Below are 18,687 nucleotides of genomic sequence, written 5' to 3'. Positions count from 1 at the left end.
ATGGCGCTGACGTTCCCCCTGGCGCTGCCCGTCGACGGAGCCGCCGCCCAGTATTTCGAGATCGAGCAGGTCGACTATCAATCCCAGCGCGCGGGCGGCCGGGTCAACGGCGTCACGGCGGGCTTTCCGCTGTGGCACGCCAGCTGGTCGTTCGGATCTTCGATCAGTCGCGCGAAGTCGGACGCGTGGCGCGCCTTCGTCGCATCGCTGCGCGGGGGCAAGCGTCCGTTCTTCGGTTATGACCAGTCGCGCCCCTATCCGCTTCTGACGCCGCGCGGATTCGCGGGTCTGGTGCGGGCCGGGACCAGCACGCCCTACGACGGAACCGCGACCTCCTGGGCCACCAATGCCGAACGCGAGATCATCGCGATGTATGGCCAGCCGAACGGCTTCATCCTGAGTGTCGGCGACTATGCGATGTTCAGGTGGGTGAACGGAACGGAGCCGCGCCGATCGCTGCACCGGGTGACGGATCTGGGGATCGCGACGGGTGCCGGGGCGCTGGGCGTCACGATCGAGCCGCCGATCCCCAACCTGGTGCCCGGTTCAGCCATCTGCGACGTCGCGCGGCCCAACTGCATCATGAAGCTGAAGCCTGAAGCGAAGATCGGCACCATGGGCCGCGCGCACCGCGTCGAAGGCCAGGTCCTCGCGATCCAAGACCTGAGGGAATGATCCCATGAAATCGTTCAGCGCAGAGGCGCTGGCCGCCCTGGCCAGCGGCGACGTCATCGTGTCCGGAGCCGTGCGGTTCGGGCTGCCGACCCCGGCATTGTTCTGGGGCGGCCACGGCAACCAGGTGCTGGACGGCGAGGTCTATGTCGGCCTTGGCGACCAAGGCTTGATCGAGGCGGTCGGTGGGACACTGGGCGGTCAGGAACAGGGCATCACCCTTACCCTCTCGGACGTCGACCCGGATGTCGCCGCCCGCGTCGACGTGCCCGCGCTGCGGAACGTCAGCGTCGTGATCCGCCGGCTGATCTTCAACGGGTCGGGGTCGACTCTTCTGCACGAAGGCGTCTGGCTGCGCGGTCGGGTGGACAGCGCGACGACGGAGGAGACGCCCGGCGGCACCTCGACCCTGAGACTTGGGATCGAGGGCGCGGCACGGGGGCTCGGCCGCCGGTCGGAACGGATGCGCAGCGACGCCGACCAGCGTCTGATCCTGTCCACGGACGGGTTCTTCAGCCGGGTCGCCTATGCCGGGGAGAAGACGATCAGCTGGGGCGGCAAGCCGCCTGCGCGCGCCGCGACCCTGATGGGCGGGACCTATGGCAGCGTTCGTGGCGGCGGAGCCGGGGGCGGTTACGGCGGCGGCTTCGAACTGACGAGCGGGGTGTGAGATGACGGCCATCCCTGCACCCGCCCTGACCCGCGATGGCGTCGCGCTGATGGCCTATCTGGAATCCCGGATGGGCTGGGCCTTCGGCTATGGGCCGGAGCCGCTGACGCAGGATTGCGCGCGGTTCGTCGGAGGCGGGGTCAAGGCCGCACGCGGCGTCAACCCGCTGGACGCATTCTCCAGCCAATGGACCACGCGGCGCGGCGCGCGGCGGGTCCTGGCGGCGCACGGCGGCATGGCCAGGGCGGTCGGCGAGGTTATGCGGCCGATCCCGCCGACGATGGCGGCGCGGGGCGACGTTGGCCTCACGGCCGACAGCACTCTGGTTCTGGTCGAGGGTGAGATGGTCGTCGGGCTACATCCCGAGCGCGGTCAGGTGCGGCTGCCCCGGACCGCGATGACGTCGGCCTGGAGCCTGTGATGCGCCTGAAACGCCTGCTTCTGGGCAGCGCCTTGGCGCTGAGCTTCGTCGTGACCGCGCCTACGCCTGCGAAGGCTGACCCGATCACGGCGACGATCACCGCGATCTCGGTTTTTGCCTCGTCTGCCGTCGGCAGCTTCATCGTCAACGCGGCCCTGACCGCCGCCGTCAGCTGGGGGGCCAGCAAGCTTCAAGGGAAGAACAAGGCGGGCGTGGCGGAGCGGCAGGCCAGCGTCCAGTCGCTTTCGCTGGGGGAGGTGCCCCGCGAGGCTTTGCTCGGAGAGACGATCACCGGCGGGTCCCTGGTCGACGTCTTCAATCACGGTGGCCAGTACGGCACGGACTACGTCACCCGCTGCATCGCCCTGGCCGACCACAGCGTCGATGCGCTGGTCGGTTACTACATCGACGACGTCTTCTATGCCTGGACGGGCAATGGCCTGCAGCCGGGGTTCGGCGATGCGCTGGACATGGAGTTCGTCAACGCCTCGGCCACGGGCACGTCACCGCCCGCGCGCTGGCTGTCGGCCTCGGGCTGGTCCAACACCGACGTCGGCGTCGGCGTCACGCGGATCTGGGTCAGCTGCAAGTTCGACGAGAAGGTCTGGCCGCAGGGCCTGCCGCAAATCCGGTTCGTGCTGCGCGGCCTGAAGGTCTATGACGCGCGCAAGGACCCGGGCCTCGGCTATGTCGGAGCCGGTGCCCAGACCTGGGACGATCCCTCGACCCACGCCTGGTCCCGGAACGCCACCCTGCTGCGCTATGCGACGGTGCGCGGCATCTATGTCGAGGGACATCAGGGCGAGGCGGAACACCTGCTGATCGGCCGTGGCCTGACGCCCGAGGAAGCGCCGCCTGCGCGCATCATCGCCGCCGCCAACCTGTGCGACGAGGACGTCGACGGCGACTTCGCCCCGGGCACGACGCTCTACATGGTCAACGGCACGATCCGGGCCTCCGACAGCTTCATCTCGGTCGAGGAAATGTTCGCCGCCGCCATGGCGGGCGTCATCGTCCAGCGCGAGGGCGGGGTCGAGATCGAGCCCGGCCAGGCCAAGGCTGCGGTTCTGACCATCACCGACGACGACCTGGTCGTGGGCGAGCCGGTGACCTTCTCGGATTTCCTGACGGACGGCGACGGCGGTCGGATCAACACGGTCGTGCCGCGCTATGTGTCGCCCGAGCAGAACTGGAAGGATTTCGCCGGTCCGGTCCGGCGCGATCTGGCCGACATCGCCGAGGACGGCGGCCCGCGCGAGATGACGCTGCCGCTGGTGCTGGTCACTGACGGGCGTCAGGCCGACTGGTGCGCCGAGATCGTGCGTCGATCCAGTCGTCTGGAACGGCGCGCCACCGTCGTCCTGCCGCCCGACTGTTCCATGCTGGAAGAGGGCGACTGGATCGCCTGGCAGAGCGCCCGGCACCACGCGGGCGCGACGGTCCGATATCAGATCGCGGGATGGTCCACCGACGCCTCCTGGCGGATGCGCCTGTCGCTGCGCGAGATCGCGTCTTCGGTGTTCGGAGTACCGTACCCGGTGGAGTCGACGGCCCTGCCGCCGCCCGCACCGGTCCCTGTCGACGCGCTGGCGCTGAACAGCGTAGCGGCCGAGGCTGCGATCCTGGCGGGCGACACCTCGACCATGCCGGGCGTCCGATTCACCTGGGCCACGCCCGTGGACGGTGCCATGACGGCGATCCGGGCCGAGGTGCGCCGCGTCGGCGAAACGGAAGCGGCGACCGCGCGGACGGAGGACCTGGCGTCAGGCGTCATGGTCATGTCGAACGGCGTGCCGGCGGATGCCGCGATCGAGGGCCGCCTGGTGCCGATCGGGAACCCAACGCGGCCAGTGCTTCCCAGCGTCTGGTTCCCACTGTCGACAGCGCAACTGGTCGCCGGCGACGTCGATCCCACCAGCCCCACGGTCGTCGATCTGTTCGGTGACATCACCGACATCTTCGGCGACCTGTCCGACCTGTCCGGCGACCTCGTCACGGAAACTACGATCCGCGCCCAGCAGGTGAGCAACATCAACACCCGCCTGATCTTCCAGGCGAACAAGCTGCTCAACTCCAACTTCACCGACGGACTTAACCACTGGAGCGCGTCGGGTTGGAGCGTCCTTTCCGACCCCACACAAGGCACGTTCGCCTATATGGCCGCCGCCGGGACGCACAGCGCAATCTCGGACACCATTTCGGGCAATGCCGGAGCAACCTATTCCGTCGCGCTGAACGCTGAGGTCGGAGGTGTCGGGGGCAATGCGTCGGTCTTCGTGACCTTCTACAGCGGCGCGTCGGCGATCTCTGACAGCGCGGCCCTGACGTTTGCCAATCCAGGCTGGGGCCGGGTCGAATACAGCTTCACGATGCCGACGGGCACGAACGGCTTTAGGGTCGTGGCGCGGAAGAACGGCGCGGCCTCCTATCTGGCCTGCAACAAGGTGATGGTGAACGGCGGCCCGGTGGCCCTCCCATGGAACGACCAAGCCTCGAATGATGAGGTCGGGGCCTCGGTCATCAGCAACAGTCTCGCCATCATCGACCTGGAGACCCAGCAGGCGCTTGCCTATTACGAGGTCGTCGCCTCGGCCAGCGGAGGCGCTCCAGCGCGACTGCGGCTGGTCTCGTCCTCGCTGGGCTCGGCCGTCGCCCTGGACGCGCCCTTCATCTATTTCGGCGGCAACACGGTCTTCGACGACGCCACCGACACATTGCGCACCACGACAGGCGGCACCACGCGGGTCATCGCCTGGGGCGCGCCCTTCGGCACGACCGGCGACCTGACCCAATGGGAGGGGCCGTCCAGCATCGCCTTCTCGGCCATGAGCCGTGCCAACGCCTTCACCTGCATCGCCAATGCCCCGCCCTATGTCGACGGAACCTCCGTGCGGGGGACCGCGCGGACATGGGCTGTCAGCGGACAGATCGGAGCCTTCGCCAGCTATCCGACGGTCTCCACCAACGACCCGGGCGGGACCTGGACGGTCGGTGCCGGCGGGCGGTGGGAAGTCGAGGTCAAGGGCACGACGCAGTTCGACAGCGGTGCGAGCTTTCCGGCCGTGCCGCCTGTCTTCGCCAGCGGCTACTACCTGATCAGGCTGGTCCGGGTCAGTGACAACACGATCCAGTGGACGAGCGACCCGATCGACTGCTCGGCCCGCCAGACGACCAAGGTCGGCTGCATCCCGATCAGAGAGGTCATCGATAATCCGGGGGCCGAAACCTATCGCTGGCAGGTGGCCCTGACAGGCCGGGGCAGCACGGCCGAGACGACATCGGGCACCGTCGATCTGTCGATCAAGATCACCCACTACACCTCCTGAGAGCGAGCTCATGACCGATCAGACCCTGACGACCCGTGCCGCCGTCGAAGCCGCGCTGGCCGAAAAGATGGCCGAGGCTGCCGCCATCCTGGACGGCGCGGCCGACCTGTATCCGGACGGCCTGCCCGCCAACCTGGACCGCGCCCGCCGGTTCGCCGCGACGACAGCGGCAGTTCTGGCCGTCACCACGCAGCCGACAGTCGAGACCGTCAGTCGCGAGATCGACCGCGAGCGGGACCGGCGCATCGATTCCGGGTTCACGTTCGACGGTCACCGCTATCAGTCCCGTGCGTCGGACCGCGAGAACATCATGGGCGCGGCGCAGCTGGCCATGGGCGCGCTGGCCCAGGGCGCGCAGGCCGGCGACCTGCGCTGGGCCGATCCGGATCAGGACTTCGTCTGGATCACGGCCGACAACGAACTGGTCCCCCTGGATGCGCCGCAGGTCCTGGCCCTGTTCCAGGCCGGGGTGGCGTTCAAATCCGCCCTGACCTTCCATGCGCGAGGCCTGAAGGACGCGGCGGCCGAGGCTGCAGACGTGGCCGCCTTCGACTGGCGGACGGGCTGGCCGGAATGAGCCGCTTCACCGACGCGACCTGGCGCGAGACGGGCGAGACCCGCGCCGGTCGGCCGATCGTCTGCCTGACCTCGCCGCTGTCCTATGACGTCGGCTTCCTCGGGTCCGGATGGGCCATCACCGCCCCGGAAGGGTTCTGCACCGACCTGGCATCGATTCCGCGGTTGATCCTGCGGACGGAATGGGGCCAACGGCTGGCTGGGCAGATTGCCCGGTCCGCCGTGGTTCATGACCGGATGCGGACCGACAGGCGGTGGCCCAAGCTGCTGGGCGACTATGTATTCCTTGAGGCCATGGGCGTCGACGGCGTGTCGCGTGTGTCCCGAGCGGTCGCCTTCGTGGCCGTGCTGCTGAACTTCAATCGAGACTGACCTTCGCTCGCCAAGCCACGCCCGTCGTCGGCTGCCTGTTTTCAGCCTGACGTCATGGGAGGGACCGATGTTGGACCCGCGAGAGTATGCGGCGTTCTGGGGCGCATGCGGCGGGCTGTTGTCCGGGGCTGTCGGCCTGGTGACGGCCTATTCGGCCAAGGCCGGCAACCCGATCGCCCAGCGTCGGGCCTGGCTGGGTCTGGCGCTGGGGATCGTGGCCGGACCGATCGCTGCCGAGGCCCTGACCGAGGGGATCGTGCTGAAGATCATCCCCGCGCTGGATATGCGCGGCGTCGCCCTGACCGTCGGGTGGATGGTCGCCAATGATCCGCGTGCCCTGTTCGATATGCTGACCCGCGTGGTGCGGGCCGTCTTCAACCTGGAGCCTTCGTCATGAACGCCCACGTCGTCATGGTTCTCTATGCCGGTATGGCCTTTCTCGCCTCCGGTGCCGCCCTTCTCGAAATCGCCCGGCTCTTGGGCAAGGCGTTCGAGACCAAGGTCAGCGCGCCCTGGTGGGTGCGGGGGCTGGTGTTTTTGGCCTCGGTCATCCTGTTCGGATACGGCGGGGTGATCCTGTTCCCCGGCCACGCCCTGCAGGTGCATTCCATGTCGATCGGCCTGCCGCTGGTGGGCACGGTCATGCTGGCGATGGCGCTCTGGATTCTGGACCAGGTCACGGGTGAGCGCGACCCGCCCCCCTGGAGCGTCGATTTCCTGCGGCTGGCCGCGATGATCGGGCGGGACAGCGTGATCAAGGCTGCGGCCTTTCGCACCGAACCGGCCGTCTATCTGGACCCTATCCCGACCGACGTCCCGACGCCCGGCCGTCTGGCGCGCGTGGTCGTCATCCTGGGGGCTGCAGCGGTCATCGGGAGCGTCGCGGCCCTGATCCTGACCGACAGCTTCGCGGGCTGATTCCGCTCCATCCCCGATGATCGCGAACGCCGTTCGCATCCCGCACCGACAAAGGACCCGTCATGGCCACTGCTCATCTGAACTTCGCCGCCCGCCTCAACCAGGGCACCGTCGGTGTGGAAGCCCAGTGCTTCCCTGGCGTCGGGGCGCAGGATCGCGTCGACATCGCCTCGGTGCCCGCCTCACAGCCCACCAGCCCGCAGGCCGTGGTCGCCACCGGCGTTCGCTACGTCGAGGTCATCACCGACGCGAAGGTGAAGGTTTATGCCGGGGCCGAGGCCACTGGCGCCGACGACACCGCCAAGGCCGCTGTCCGCGCCGCCCGCGCCATGGTCATCGACACCGCCCGCGCGTTCGAGGTCGCGGCCGGTCACGTCATCTACGTCTGGACCGTCTGACCATGGTCGGCTCGATCGGCCAGATCGGCCGCACGATCGGGGGCGTGGGCCTTTCCGCCCCTGCCAAGGGCGGGGGGGCTCCGGCTGGCTATGGCTTCCTTCGCATCGGCTCTGCCTCATCCAATCAACTCGTGCGTGTCGGTAGCGACAGCTCCGCGCCGCGCATCGTCATTCCTACGGGGGCATAGATGGCCGACCTATTCACCAGCAGCCCAGCCGACCTTGGCGCGATCACGAAGGCGCTCCGGAGCGGATGGCGCGCGGCCAGCGGCACGCCCGTCTCCGTCGTCAACTCGACGGCCCTGACGCTGCTCGACTACTGCATCGTGCCCAAGGCGGTGCTGAGCCCGAGCAGCGAGATCCACGTTCGTGGCATCTTCAATGCCGTCACGCCCAGCGGAAACTGCGCGATCAATGTGGCGATGAACCAGGCGGGGTTCACCCCTGCCGGAAACGCCAACGGTCACACCCTGCTGTTCAACGGCAACGCGACGACGGCGAACGGCCTGTTGATCGTCAACTCCACCATCATCTTCCGGAACAGTCTGCACGCCCAGATCTCGGGCATGACCGGCTCAGCGGGCGGTGCGGGGGCGGCAGCGTCGAACAACCTCGCGCTTTCGACCTACGACTTCGAGAACAACGACGTCGAAATCTACTTCGCGGCCCTGAACGCAACAGCGGCCAACACCCACTATGCCACCCTTCTGGGCTGGGCTGTCGAGGTCTTCAACCAATGATTACGAGCGCCACGCGGTTCACCGACAAGTCGGGCTTTCTGAGCGTCTATTTCAACGGCACGAACTGGATCGGGATTGAGCCGTCAGATCTGACGGCGGTTTTCCTGCCGGCGGGCGTCACCAGCGACCCCCTCGCGTTGATCTCCCAGGTCAGGGGCACCGATATCGCAATGGGCGCGAAGTCGGTCGGCCTGGCCATGGGCTACAGCAGCGGCAACGCGGCCTCGGCAAACGGTTGGACTGGCGCGGCCGATCAGCCGACGACATTCGGCACCCTGCGAACCCATGACACGGGCGTGTTCTGGCAGGACATTGAGACGTCGCAGGGGGTTTACAACGCGGCCGCCGTCGCCCGCCTGGATTCCATGGTCAACGCAGCTTCGGCGGCCGGGAAAGACGTTCTCTATTCCATCGGCTATGTGCCCGCCTGGGCTAGCGGCGGCTCCATTCAGGCCCCGCCGACCAACAACGCGTTTGTCAGCAACTTCGTCGCCTGGCTCCTGGCCCGATACGGCACGAAGATCACGCACATCGAGGGCTGGAACGAGCCGAACGTCTCGGGGTCTTTCACCGGCACGCTCGCCCAGCTCGTCGCGCATCAGAAGGCCATCTGGACGGCTGTGCAGACCTACAACACGGCCAACTCGACGACCATCAAGGTTCTGAGCCCTCAATGGACCTTCCAGAGCGGGGTCGCGGCCACGCTGGGCCTGAACGCCTACATGGCCGCCGCCTACGCGGACAGCGGTTCGACCGGCTACTACTGCAACGTCATCGCCTATCACTTCTATTCGGAGACGAACTCGCTGCGGTTCGACCGAGCGTGCGTCAACGCCGTGATCACGGCCATCGCCGCCTTCACCGGCGCGAGCGCCCTGGAACTGTGGTGCACCGAGGTCGGGGACTCGTTCCCCAATGCCCGCGCGGTCAAGGAGATGATCGCCTTCTGCCTGGCGAACAACGTCAAGCGGGTGATCCTGTACGACTGGTATCTGCCGGGCGGCAGCGGCAGTGACATGCGCCTGTCCCGTGTCCTGACCCCTGCCCAGTTCGACGCCATCACCGCGATCTTCCAGGGCAAGACGATGAACTGCCTGAACTCCTATCGATCGCAGAGCATCAACAACGGCGGGTCGCCCCAGACCCAGGGTGCCCCGCTCGGCGCAACGATCAACAACGTCGCCGTACTGCTCACCTAACCTGCGTCGTTCTTGCGGTGAGAGACCATGTCGGCCAAAGCTCTCGACGGGATGGGGGCTTGAACGTGCAGCGACACAACGCGGTGGAATGGCTTCGTGTCGTCAGCGCCCTGGGCATCGTGTGGTTTCACGCCGGGGTTCCCGGCTCGCAATGGGGCTATGCGGGTCTGGTCGTCTTCCTGCTGCTTTCGCTGATGTTCGAGGCCGGTCCGAACCACGCCAAGATCCAGCCCCTCAAGACGCGGGCGGCCCGCCTCCTTGTCCCGTGGGCCTTCTGGTGGGCCGTCTATGCAGGCCTGAACATCGTCCAACAACAGCCGATCGTGGACGCCGACAACGGGCTGATCGCAGGCGTCCTCACAGGCCCCAGCGCTCACCTCTGGTATCTGCCATTTGCGTTCGTCGTTCTCGCCGTATTCGGCGCGCTCAAGTCCAGGACACCGTTGTCGGCGCTGGCCTTAGGTTCGGCGGTCGCTGCTGTCGTCCTGATCTGCGGCATCCCCCTCTGGCGGCCGATTTCTCTCGGGGCCGGCTTCCCCTTCGCGCAGTGGGCGCACGCCACGACGCCCGTGTTGATTGGCATTCTGGTAGGCTGCTGCCTGCGGTCGCGCGGGGTGTGGATATTGTCCGCTCCCGTCATCGCCGCGTTGGTCTGGGCCTGTTTGAGACCGTTCCCGGACGTCGCCTCGGTCTATCTGCTTGCGCTGGGCCTGACCGTCGGTGCGATCCTGTTTCCCCGCGCCACAGCCAATCGTCTCCCGTCTGCCGAGAGGATCTCAGGGGCTATGATGGGGGTCTATCTTGTGCATCCGCTGGCGCTGTTCGTCGTTCGGCCGCTCACGGAGATGGCACCCCCGGTAGGGGTCATCGCCGCCTTCGGGATTTCGATGCTTGGCGTCTTGTTGGCCCAGTGGATCGCGCCATGGCCGTCTTCGCTGGTGCTCGGCACACCAATGTCGAAGGGCCGAGGCATGAGCAAGGTCGCCCTGGGCTAGGCCTCACGCCGCAAGCCGGACGCGAACGCCCGAGCAAGCCATTTCGTTACGGGCTTCTCAAACAAGAAGTAGGTGAAAATCGCAGCACAGATCGCTGCTGTGATGCTGCCAGCTACCGATAGCCACCCTATCGTAAAGCCTAGCTTCCCCAAGACTTGGGGCACTACGGGCGCTGCGATCGGGTGAATAAGGTAAAGCGAGTATGAGGCCGCCCCCAAGAAGATCACCCAGGATGGAAAACGGCCTTTAAAATGTGGCTCCAACGCAACCGCGCCACAAACCACCAAGCTCGCTGGAAGAACGAGGGTGATGATCTCTCCTAGTCCTCCGCCAGCGCTGGGTGCGAACAGGATGAGGATGAAGCCTCCCACCAAGGCGGCGAGTGGAACCCAAAGGGGAGCTTTTCGATGGCTGAGATGCTGCGCAATCAGCATGCCCGCGAGGAACTCCAGGACGCGCATATTCAGATAGACCGTCCATGCGGGCCAGTCGGGCTGCCGGAAAAGCGCGCCGATCGCGCACAAGGAGAGAACGACGGCGAGGAAGGGCAAGACACGGAGGCGCAGCAGCAGAGCCAACGTGAAGAGAGCGTAGAAAAACATTTCGAAGATGAGCGTCCACCCCACCCCCAGCAATGGTTCGATGTTTCCATCTACATTGTAGGCGGGGATGAAGAAGTAGGACTTGATGATGTAAGGCCAGTCGATCTGAGGTGCAGAACGACTGACGGTATGACCAACAAGATGGCCAGCTTCATCGACGTAACGAGCCAGTATAGCGGCACGATCCGGATTAGGCGCTTGGTAGCGAACTCTCTCCAGCCGCCCGACGCACGTTCTAGGTGGATCGAGGACGCGTACATTACGAAGCCGCTGATCACGAAGAAGATGTCTACGCCCATGGTGCCGCGGCCCCAGACATAAGACCCCGGCGTTAAGCGTTCGCTGGCGTAGAAAGTCGAGTGAGTAACTACAACCATGAGAGCAGCGACAAAGCGAAGGCATTGAATGCCGTCGAATGTCACGCGTGCCCGCGCGGTCGGCAAAGTCTCAACCATCACCCGATCCCCCAAGGCCCCTTCGGGTTAACTTCAAGCGGCGAAGAAATCTAGGGTTCGCAGGACGCTCTGAAGAGACCGTCAGCGGCGATACCACGGGCGATCGTGGCGGGGTGCCAATACCCCGCCTTGACCCCCACGCCCCTGATCCAAGTGTGTGGATTGTCGCTAACTCAACTCTTGCAAGTATCGCTCCGCTTACCATGTCAAATCTAGGCATGGGTTGGAGGGTCTTGTGGCTCGCAGTTTCTTGGACGACATCCGGATTTCAGGTGGGAAAACTGGAGTGAAAATCGAGGGGGCCTCAAGAATCAGCTTTGGAAGGCTGATCGTCTCGGACACGCAACAGGCGATTGATATCAGCCATTCCACCGACCTCGCGTTCGGTAAGGTGGATGTGCAGTATTCCGATGGTGGCGTAGCGATCGTAAACTCGTCGGATATCAGATTTGATGAGCTTCATGTGACCGGCAAAGTGCCGCCGGAACTGGCTCAGAGCGCGAGAAACGATGTGCTGGCCAACCCAAGCATCTCCGCCAAAGAGATCGCCAGCAAGTACGGGGATCGGCTAAAGCCCGCTGGCGTCGACCTGGATGCGTGGGTGGCCAGAGGCGCAAACGCCGCGTCCATCGTCGCGCTTTTGCTCCAGCTGGCTGGCTTGGGTGGTCCAACCGGCTGAATTGTCGATTATCGCTATTGGACCGTACGTTGACCGAGTGCTGACTGCCCCTACCGTAGGGGTATGACACCCGGCGACTGGCAACGATTCCTTCAGAGCGGACAGCGATCCGAGCGCCCGATCGGCCGGATCTCGGCCTATCTTAACGGCTATTTGGAAGCGTCCGACCGTCAGGTCCGGGTTGGGCACGAATATGTGCGGAAGGCGATCGAGAAGCATGGCCTGACGATCGAGCATCTTCCCGTCATGGCAGAGGCCCTCGCAGCCGGAGAGGTTTATCATGATCGTGGACGTGACCTGACCTTCGTCCACTTTTCCGCTGAGCATCAGCGTTGGTTTCAGCTGACCATCAAATGCTGCACCGAGCGGCGTCGCCTTTACGTGAAGACATTCCACGGCCTCGCCATCGGCGACGTCCTGCGGAAACGGAAGCTCTATCAGGTCGTGTGGCCTATCCCAGGCCAATAAAAAGGGGCGGTTGCCCGCCCCTTATACGCGGTGGGGACTCCGATTCCCCCACATTGCACCCGCCCACTTGCCGAGAAACGGACTGGCTACGGCCCGGAGATTCACCGTGTCGCGCGCAGGTGCATAATGCACGACTTCACCGTGAGGGTCCAGTTAGGCGTCTGATCCGCACGGTCGGCTGACTGAGCCATGCCCAGACCGTCAGGCCGATCATCGCGGCCGAAGCGATGACCATCGCGACCTTGAGCCAGCGCTAGGTTCGATCCCTCCCAATCCTAGTGCCCTGACGCCCGCGCGCATCGCGCGCCAAACCCCAAACATTCCCGGAGACTGACCATGGACGTTCGCGCGCTCCAGCGCCTGCTGCTGGCCCAGGGGTTCGATCCCGGGCCGATCGACGGGCAGATCGGAAAGAAGACCGAGGCCGCCCTGAAGGCGTGGCAGGCCGCGCGGCGGCTGCTGCCCGATGCCGTCATCGGTCCGCGCACGCGTGACGCACTGGCCGCCGCCGGGCTGACTTTTTCGACGCTGCGCGTCACCACCCGCTGCGTCGACCTGATCAAGGCGTGGGAGGGGATCGAGGACGGAAACCCGCGCACCGTCAATCTGGAACCCGCCCCCGATCCGGTCGGCATCTGGACCCTGGGCTGGGGGCACGCCCTACAGAACCAGGATGGCTCGTGGTGCCGGACCAAGGCGCAGGCGGACGCCGCCATGCTGCGCCTGTTCAACGCGCTTTCGATCACCCGCGACCAAGCCAAGGTGCTGCTGGCCGCCGATATCGAGGTCCGCCTGCCGTCGCTGCTGGCCCTGCTGGATGGGGTCGCGACGACGCAGGACCAGCTGGATGCCCTGATGTCGTTCGTCTTCAACGTCGGAGCCGGGCAGAAGGGCTTCGCCGGGTCCACTCTACGTGCCCGCCATGCGAACGGCGTTCGGGTCTCCGCGCAGATCGACTATGGGGCAGCGAAAGCCTTCAGCCAGAACGCCAACCCGGCGGGACCTACGGAGCATGCGTTTGGCGCGTATTCGAGGTCTGGCGGCAAGTGGTTCCTGGGTCTGTTCCGCCGGCGGATGTGTGAAGCCATGATCTATCGGGGCGACCCCGTTGACGTCGCCTTGGCGCACGCGGGGGCTCTGTCGTGACCCCGCGCCTCGCTCTCTATGCCTTCGCCATCGTGTGCGTGGTGATGGTTCTGCATGCGCTGGGGAGGCTCACCCGATGACCTCCCTGCTTACCGGCATCATCGCCGCCTTCCGGACCTTCCCCCTTCGGTCGTGGCTGATCCTCGCGGCCGTGGCTGCCCTGCTGACCCTCGGGGCCTGGCTCTACTTCGCCGGGCGCGAGGATGAACGCGACGACCAGGCCGACCGGCAGGCCAGGGTCGAGGCCAAGGCCTCGGCCGGACGGGAGACGGCGGCCACCGAACGAACCCTCGACACGACGGCCATCCAGGCCAGACAAGCGGAGAGAGACCATGCGGCTGAAGCCCTTCCTGACAGCGCTCCTGATGAGCGCGATCTGCGGCGTCGGTGTCGCCAGCTGCGCGACGCCGGGCTCGATCCGGCCGCCTGTCGAGGACTTGAGGGTCCAGGCTAAACCCCGGCCGTCTGAGGATGTCCTGACCAGCCGCATCGCGGGCGAGCGTTACGACAACGCGGTCGAGGCCTGGGGCGAGGCGGGCTGGGCTGCAGTCGGTCGTTCGTGCCGGTTCTGGCGTGCCCAGGGAATGGCTCTGCCGTTCGAGTGTCCGGCACCGGAGCCGGAGCGCCACCCCGATCCGGGGTAGGTCGATCCCCGTCCATCGATCCCGCGTCGAGCCTCACGTTTCCGCATTGAGCCCCGGTCCCGTCGCAGGGGCCGGGGCTTTCGCGGTTTCAGGCCCGATCCACTTGCCCATCCGTACCCGCCACCCGGCCGCCTCCAGCGCCAGCCGCCAGGTCTGGGTATGCGCCCACCATTCCGCGCTGTTGACCTTCAGCCGGGTCAGGTCGCGCGGCCACAGGCTGTTGCCGTCGGTGAAGGTGATGACGCCGGGGCAGAGGGGGCAGGGCGGCCAGGTGTCCGCCAAGTCGTGATCCTCGCCCCGATCGGCTATCATCGCCGACAGATCGACCTTCCCTCCGTGGCCGGTGTCGCATCGCCAGCGGACCTTGCCCCCGTTGGCCGCCAGATAGCCGAGCGTCGAACCGGTCACGGGCTAGGCCTGCGGCCAGTCCAGGGCCGGGGTATCGAGCGGCCGGGCGGGGCCGACCCCTCGGCCGGCGGCGATGCGCGCGGCCTGTCGCTCGACCTCGCCCGGGTGCATGGCCTCGATGTCGCGCAGGATCTGGGCCGCGCTGATCCGGCCGCCCGGCCCATGGCCGAGCCGGGCCGCGTGACGCGCGATCCGTTCGACGCGCCGGGCCGGGCTGATCGTCGCCGGCGTCGTTTGCAGATTGTCGTTCATGTTCATCCCTCGGTGCCGCCGACGGACGTGGCCTCCTAGACGCGAACCCGGTTCGCGGGCAAGCGAAACGTGAACGGAATGAGAACGGCCTCCGGGACTATTCCGGGACTATCGGTCCCGGAGCGGCCCGATCTTCGCCAAATGTTCCCAGCCGGGCGCTTGACGCCTTGGCCGGAGATGGCGGTAACGTGTTGATCTGCATGAAGGAAGTGGCGCACCCGAGAGGATTCGAACCTCTGACCCCTGCCTTCGGAGGGCAGTACTCTATCCAGCTGAGCTACGGGTGCATCGCCATGGCCTCGCGGCCGGACGAAGGGCCTTACAGCAGGTCTGCGGACGTCTCAATCCCGGAATGAGGCTTGGCGTGCCCGAACCGCGCGCATAGCGTGCCGCCGGTCGTTGCCGGAGTTCGCCATGCGTCGCCTGTTTCTCGCCGTCCTGCTGCTGCTCGGTGCCTGTGCGTCGACCCCGGGCGTCGCTCCCTCGGGCGACAGTCTGGACGCCATCGCCGCCGACTATGTGCATCTGACGCTGGAGATCGGGGAGCGCGAGCCCGGCTACGTCGACGCCTACTACGGACCGCCGGAATGGGCCGGGGCCGCCAAGGCCGCACCGCGCGACGTCCCCGCCCTGATGCAGGCGGCGGCCGCCCTGACCGACCGGCTGAACGCCGTGTCCGTGCGCGGGGCGGATCCCATGATCGTGCAGCGCAAGGCCTATCTGCTGGCCCATGTCTCGGCCGCCTCGGCCCGGCTGCGTTTCATCCAGGGCGAGCGGCTGCCCTTCGCCGACGAGGCCTTCGCCCTGTTCGGGGTCCGGCCGGAGCTGAAGCCGCTGTCGGACTATGACGCCACGCTGGGGCGGATCGATGCGATGCTGCCGGGCGACGGGGCGCTGGTCGACCGGGTCGCGGCGTTCAAGTCGGCCTTCATCATCCCGAAGGACCGGCTGGATACGGTCATGACCGCCGCCATCGCCGAATGCCGCCGGCGGACCGCCGGTCACATCGCCCTGCCGGCCAACGAGCGGTTCACCCTGGCCTTCGTCACCGACAAGCCGTGGTCCGGCTACAACTATTTCCAGGGTGATGCGGCCTCGAAGATCGAGATCAACACCGACTTCCCGATCTACACCGAGCGGGCGATCGATCTGGGGTGCCACGAGGGCTATCCCGGCCACCACGTCTACAACGCCCTGCTGGAACGCACCTTCGTGCAGGAGCGGGGCTGGGTGGAGATGAGCGTCTATCCGCTGTTCTCGCCCATGTCGTTCGTGGCCGAGGGCAGCGCCAACTACGGCATCGACCTGGCGTTTCCTGGCGACGAGGGCGCGCGGTTCGAACAGGAGGTGCTGGCACCCCTGGCCGGGATCACGAACGCCGATTTCGAAAAGAAGGCGCAGCTGCAGGCCCTGACGCGGCAGCTGGGGCGGGCGGAATACACGATCGCCGACGACTTCCTGGCCGGGCGGGTGAACCGCGAGGAGACCATCGCGCGGCTGGCGAAATACACGCTGACCACGCCGGACAAAGCGGCCCAGCGGCTGCGGTTCATCGAGACCTATCGCAGCTACATCATCAACTATGGCCTCGGCCGCGATACGGTCCAGGCCTGGGTCGAGGCGCAGGGCGGGGATCACTGGCGCGGGATGGAGACCCTGCTGTCCAGCCAGATCCTGCCGGTGGATCTGGGGTAGTAGCAGGCTTCAGAACCCCTCCGTCAGTTCGCAAGAGGCTCACTGCCACCTCCCCATTCGCTCCGCGAACAGGGAGGAGACGCGCTCAAGCAGCGAGCGACCGCGTCGCGAGCGATAGCGCCCTTAACTCACTGCGCCGTCATTCCGCCGTCGATCTTGAACTCCGATCCCGTGACGAATTTGGATTCATCCGACGCCAGGTAGAGCACGCACCAGGCGACGTCGTTCGGCTCGCCGATCCGCTTGAGGGGAATGCCGCGCGCCAGCCGCTCGTGGGCCTTGACCTCGTCACCGCCGGCCATGGCGATGAAGGGGTCCAGGATCGCGGTCTTGATGAAGACGGGGTGCACCGAGTTGACGCGGACGTTCCAGTCCATCTTGGCGGCCTCGAGCGCGACCGTCTTGGTGTACATCCAGACGGCGGCCTTGGTCGCATTGTAGGCCCCCATGCCGACCCCGGCGGCCAGTCCCGCAATCGACGAGATGTTGACGATGGAGGCTGCGCCCGAGGCCCGCAGATGGGGCATGGCGTGCTTGCAGCCGAACATCACCGACCGCATGTTGATCTCGTACTGACGCTGCCAGTTCTCGGCGGTGTCCTGCTCGGAGAACAGCAGGACGTCGCCGACGCCCGCGTTGTTCACCAGAATCGACAGCCCGCCCATGTCGGCCGCCGCGCGTGCCACGACGTCGGTCCACTGGTCCTCCGCGGTGACGTCGTGGGCGTAGCCAAAGGCCGAGCCGGGAATTTCGTCATTGATGCGGGCCGCCAGGGCCAGCGCGCCCGGGCCGTTAATGTCGGTCACCGCGACCTTCGCCCCCTCGCGCGCCAGCATCCAGGCGATCGCCTCTCCCAGGCCCTGGGCCCCGCCGGTGATCAGGGCCGCCTTGCCGGCGACGCGTCCAGGTTTCGTCATGTCATTCCCCTCCCAGGGACGTCGCGGCGTCATTGATGAAGCGCGCCAGCGTGAGATCGAGCTCTGTCACCCCGCCCGCGTCGTGCGTCGTCAGCAGGATGTCGACCCGGTTGTAGACGTTCGACCATTCGGGATGATGGTCCATCGTCTCGGCCTTCAGCGCCACCCGGGCCATGAAGGCGAAGGCCGTGTTGAAGTCGGCGAACTTCAGCGCGCGGGCGATGGCGGGGCGGTCGCCGGGGGCCACGGCCCAGCCCGACAGGGCGGCGGCGGCTTCGGTCGGGGGAACGGTGGGACGGGTCATGCCGCTGGCCTAGACCCGCTGGCCGGAGCGGGCAAGATCACGCGGGGGAAGCGCCGGGGCGTCAGGAACCCTCGGTCGGGCCTGACGTTTCAAAGCGTCACTGTTCGTCGTGGAGGGCCGTCATGGACAATCTGTGGATCGCGTCGCTGGAGCCCGCCGATCGCAAACGGCTGGAGCCTCATCTGCATGAGACTGCGTTCACGCAGGGGCAGATGCTCTATGACGCCGGCGAGGCGGTCGACGAGGTCTGGTTCCCCATGAGCGGCGTGGTCAGCCTGATGACCGTCCTGCCCGAGGACCGGATGGTCGAGACTGCCGCCATCGGGCGCGAGGGTCTGGTGGGCGTCACCTGCGGGCCGATGAATGCGCGGGCGTCCAGCCGCGCCATCGCCCAGATCGAGGGGGCGGCCGCCTGCTGCCCGGCCGACGTGTTTTCGGACGCCCTGGCCCGCAGCGAGGCGATGCGGGTCGCCCTGTCGAAATTCACCGAGGGCCTTTTCGCCCAGGTGCAGCAGACCGCGGCCTGCAATGCCCAGCATCGGCTGGACGAGCGGCTGGCCCGGTGGCTGCTGACGCTCCACGACCGCGCCGACGGGGCCCGGTTCAACCTGACCCAGGCCGATATCGCGGTGATGCTGGGCGTGCGCCGGGCTACGGTTTCGGAAGTCGGTACCGACCTCGAAGGCAGGAAACTGGTCAAGCGCGGCCGCGGTTGGGTCGAGATTCTCGACCGTCCGGCGCTCGAGGACGCCGCCTGTGGCTGCTACCAGTCCATGCGCGGTGTCCTGAAGGATCTGGGTGTGCCCCGCCCCAAGGCACCCGCCATTTGA

The 18,687-nt window shown here is 66.6% G+C and carries 24 protein-coding genes and 1 tRNA gene; 18 read left to right on the top strand and 7 right to left on the bottom strand.

Features of this window, described 5'->3' with window-relative positions:
• The 12 genes from BRESU_RS00355 to BRESU_RS00295 all read left to right on the top strand — a co-directional run bounded on the left by BRESU_RS00355 (position 1) and on the right by BRESU_RS00295 (position 10,287).
• On the top strand, positions 1 to 675 hold the full coding sequence (locus BRESU_RS00355) for a hypothetical protein (protein WP_013267488.1): 675 nt from the start codon (positions 1 to 3) through the stop codon (positions 673 to 675).
• A gap of 4 nt (positions 676 to 679) precedes the next feature.
• Entirely contained in the window at positions 680 to 1,342 is a 663-nt protein-coding gene (locus tag BRESU_RS00350) for a hypothetical protein (RefSeq protein WP_013267487.1), read from the top strand.
• 1 nt (position 1,343) lies between these two features.
• Positions 1,344 to 1,763 carry a DUF6950 family protein gene (locus BRESU_RS00345; RefSeq protein ID WP_013267486.1) on the top strand — a complete coding sequence of 140 codons (420 nt, stop codon included), beginning with the start codon at positions 1,344 to 1,346 and terminating at the stop codon, positions 1,761 to 1,763.
• On the top strand, positions 1,763 to 5,089 hold the full coding sequence (locus tag BRESU_RS00340) for a phage tail protein (protein WP_013267485.1): 3,327 nt from the start codon (positions 1,763 to 1,765) through the stop codon (positions 5,087 to 5,089). Before BRESU_RS00345 ends, BRESU_RS00340 begins: the two co-directional genes overlap by 1 nt.
• Before the next feature lie 10 nt (positions 5,090 to 5,099).
• On the top strand, positions 5,100 to 5,666 hold the full coding sequence (locus BRESU_RS00335) for a DUF4376 domain-containing protein (protein ID WP_013267484.1): 567 nt from the start codon (positions 5,100 to 5,102) through the stop codon (positions 5,664 to 5,666).
• Positions 5,663 to 6,037 carry a DUF1353 domain-containing protein gene (locus BRESU_RS00330; RefSeq protein ID WP_013267483.1) on the top strand — a complete coding sequence of 125 codons (375 nt, stop codon included), beginning with the start codon at positions 5,663 to 5,665 and terminating at the stop codon, positions 6,035 to 6,037. The genes BRESU_RS00335 and BRESU_RS00330 overlap by 4 nt, the downstream gene beginning before the upstream one ends.
• A 67-nt stretch (positions 6,038 to 6,104) precedes the next feature.
• Positions 6,105 to 6,434 carry a hypothetical protein gene (locus tag BRESU_RS00325; protein ID WP_013267482.1) on the top strand — a complete coding sequence of 110 codons (330 nt, stop codon included), beginning with the start codon at positions 6,105 to 6,107 and terminating at the stop codon, positions 6,432 to 6,434.
• On the top strand, positions 6,431 to 6,955 hold the full coding sequence (locus BRESU_RS00320; protein WP_013267481.1) for a hypothetical protein: 525 nt from the start codon (positions 6,431 to 6,433) through the stop codon (positions 6,953 to 6,955). Before BRESU_RS00325 ends, BRESU_RS00320 begins: the two co-directional genes overlap by 4 nt.
• A gap of 62 nt (positions 6,956 to 7,017) precedes the next feature.
• Complete coding sequence (locus tag BRESU_RS00315; RefSeq protein ID WP_013267480.1) at positions 7,018 to 7,353, top strand: hypothetical protein; 336 nt, start codon at positions 7,018 to 7,020, stop codon at positions 7,351 to 7,353.
• Between the two features lie 188 nt (positions 7,354 to 7,541).
• On the top strand, positions 7,542 to 8,093 hold the full coding sequence (locus tag BRESU_RS17500) for a hypothetical protein (RefSeq protein WP_013267478.1): 552 nt from the start codon (positions 7,542 to 7,544) through the stop codon (positions 8,091 to 8,093).
• Positions 8,090 to 9,292, top strand: coding sequence for a cellulase family glycosylhydrolase (locus BRESU_RS00300; RefSeq protein WP_013267477.1), 1,203 nt, complete (start codon positions 8,090 to 8,092; stop codon positions 9,290 to 9,292). The genes BRESU_RS17500 and BRESU_RS00300 overlap by 4 nt, the downstream gene beginning before the upstream one ends.
• Positions 9,293 to 9,357: 65 nt before the next feature.
• Positions 9,358 to 10,287, top strand: a complete 930-nt coding sequence (locus tag BRESU_RS00295) for an acyltransferase family protein (protein ID WP_342611038.1) — start codon at positions 9,358 to 9,360, stop codon at positions 10,285 to 10,287.
• Here BRESU_RS00295 and BRESU_RS17780 read toward each other — a convergent pair.
• A complete protein-coding gene (locus BRESU_RS17780) occupies positions 10,284 to 10,913 on the bottom strand; it encodes an acyltransferase family protein (RefSeq protein ID WP_425358230.1) in 630 nt (209 codons plus the stop codon). The two genes, BRESU_RS00295 and BRESU_RS17780, sit on opposite strands and share 4 nt — an antisense overlap.
• Positions 10,914 to 10,939: 26 nt before the next feature.
• Positions 10,940 to 11,266, bottom strand: a complete 327-nt coding sequence (locus tag BRESU_RS17775) for an acyltransferase family protein (RefSeq protein WP_425358229.1) — start codon at positions 11,264 to 11,266, stop codon at positions 10,940 to 10,942.
• 313 nt (positions 11,267 to 11,579) lie between these two features.
• Between BRESU_RS17775 and BRESU_RS00285 the strand changes: the two genes are divergently transcribed.
• From BRESU_RS00285 to BRESU_RS00270, 4 genes are all read left to right on the top strand, one after another.
• A complete protein-coding gene (locus BRESU_RS00285; protein ID WP_156796081.1) occupies positions 11,580 to 12,023 on the top strand; it encodes a hypothetical protein in 444 nt (147 codons plus the stop codon).
• Positions 12,024 to 12,086: 63 nt separating this feature from the next.
• Complete coding sequence (locus BRESU_RS00280; protein ID WP_013267474.1) at positions 12,087 to 12,491, top strand: hypothetical protein; 405 nt, start codon at positions 12,087 to 12,089, stop codon at positions 12,489 to 12,491.
• A gap of 336 nt (positions 12,492 to 12,827) precedes the next feature.
• Complete coding sequence (locus tag BRESU_RS16670) at positions 12,828 to 13,637, top strand: glycoside hydrolase family protein (RefSeq protein ID WP_013267473.1); 810 nt, start codon at positions 12,828 to 12,830, stop codon at positions 13,635 to 13,637.
• 76 nt (positions 13,638 to 13,713) lie between these two features.
• The gene (locus tag BRESU_RS00270; RefSeq protein ID WP_013267472.1) at positions 13,714 to 14,091 is read left to right on the top strand and encodes a hypothetical protein; all 378 of its coding nucleotides are present in this window, start codon (positions 13,714 to 13,716) and stop codon (positions 14,089 to 14,091) included.
• A gap of 223 nt (positions 14,092 to 14,314) precedes the next feature.
• Here the strand turns inward: BRESU_RS00270 and BRESU_RS00265 are convergent, their stop codons facing one another.
• The 3 genes from BRESU_RS00265 to BRESU_RS00255 all read right to left on the bottom strand — a co-directional run bounded on the left by BRESU_RS00265 (position 14,315) and on the right by BRESU_RS00255 (position 15,228).
• Positions 14,315 to 14,689, bottom strand: a complete 375-nt coding sequence (locus BRESU_RS00265) for a hypothetical protein (protein WP_013267471.1) — start codon at positions 14,687 to 14,689, stop codon at positions 14,315 to 14,317.
• A 3-nt stretch (positions 14,690 to 14,692) separates the two neighbouring features.
• A complete protein-coding gene (locus tag BRESU_RS00260; protein WP_013267470.1) occupies positions 14,693 to 14,941 on the bottom strand; it encodes a hypothetical protein in 249 nt (82 codons plus the stop codon).
• A gap of 210 nt (positions 14,942 to 15,151) precedes the next feature.
• A tRNA-Arg gene (locus tag BRESU_RS00255) sits at positions 15,152 to 15,228 on the bottom strand.
• 127 nt (positions 15,229 to 15,355) lie between these two features.
• Between BRESU_RS00255 and BRESU_RS00250 the strand changes: the two genes are divergently transcribed.
• Positions 15,356 to 16,636 carry a hypothetical protein gene (locus tag BRESU_RS00250; RefSeq protein WP_013267469.1) on the top strand — a complete coding sequence of 427 codons (1,281 nt, stop codon included), beginning with the start codon at positions 15,356 to 15,358 and terminating at the stop codon, positions 16,634 to 16,636.
• Positions 16,637 to 16,764: 128 nt separating this feature from the next.
• Here the strand turns inward: BRESU_RS00250 and BRESU_RS00245 are convergent, their stop codons facing one another.
• Both BRESU_RS00245 and BRESU_RS00240 read right to left on the bottom strand, forming a co-directional pair.
• Positions 16,765 to 17,553 carry an SDR family oxidoreductase gene (locus BRESU_RS00245; protein ID WP_013267468.1) on the bottom strand — a complete coding sequence of 263 codons (789 nt, stop codon included), beginning with the start codon at positions 17,551 to 17,553 and terminating at the stop codon, positions 16,765 to 16,767.
• Position 17,554: 1 nt separating this feature from the next.
• Entirely contained in the window at positions 17,555 to 17,857 is a 303-nt protein-coding gene (locus tag BRESU_RS00240) for a 4a-hydroxytetrahydrobiopterin dehydratase (protein ID WP_013267467.1), read from the bottom strand.
• Between the two features lie 122 nt (positions 17,858 to 17,979).
• On the opposite strand from BRESU_RS00240, the gene BRESU_RS00235 reads away from it, so the two are divergent.
• Entirely contained in the window at positions 17,980 to 18,687 is a 708-nt protein-coding gene (locus BRESU_RS00235; RefSeq protein WP_013267466.1) for a Crp/Fnr family transcriptional regulator, read from the top strand.

The sequence above is a fragment of the Brevundimonas subvibrioides ATCC 15264 genome (genome assembly GCF_000144605.1).
GTDB lineage: Bacteria > Pseudomonadota > Alphaproteobacteria > Caulobacterales > Caulobacteraceae > Brevundimonas > Brevundimonas subvibrioides.
This window is presented reverse-complemented; position numbering and strand designations above follow the sequence as displayed.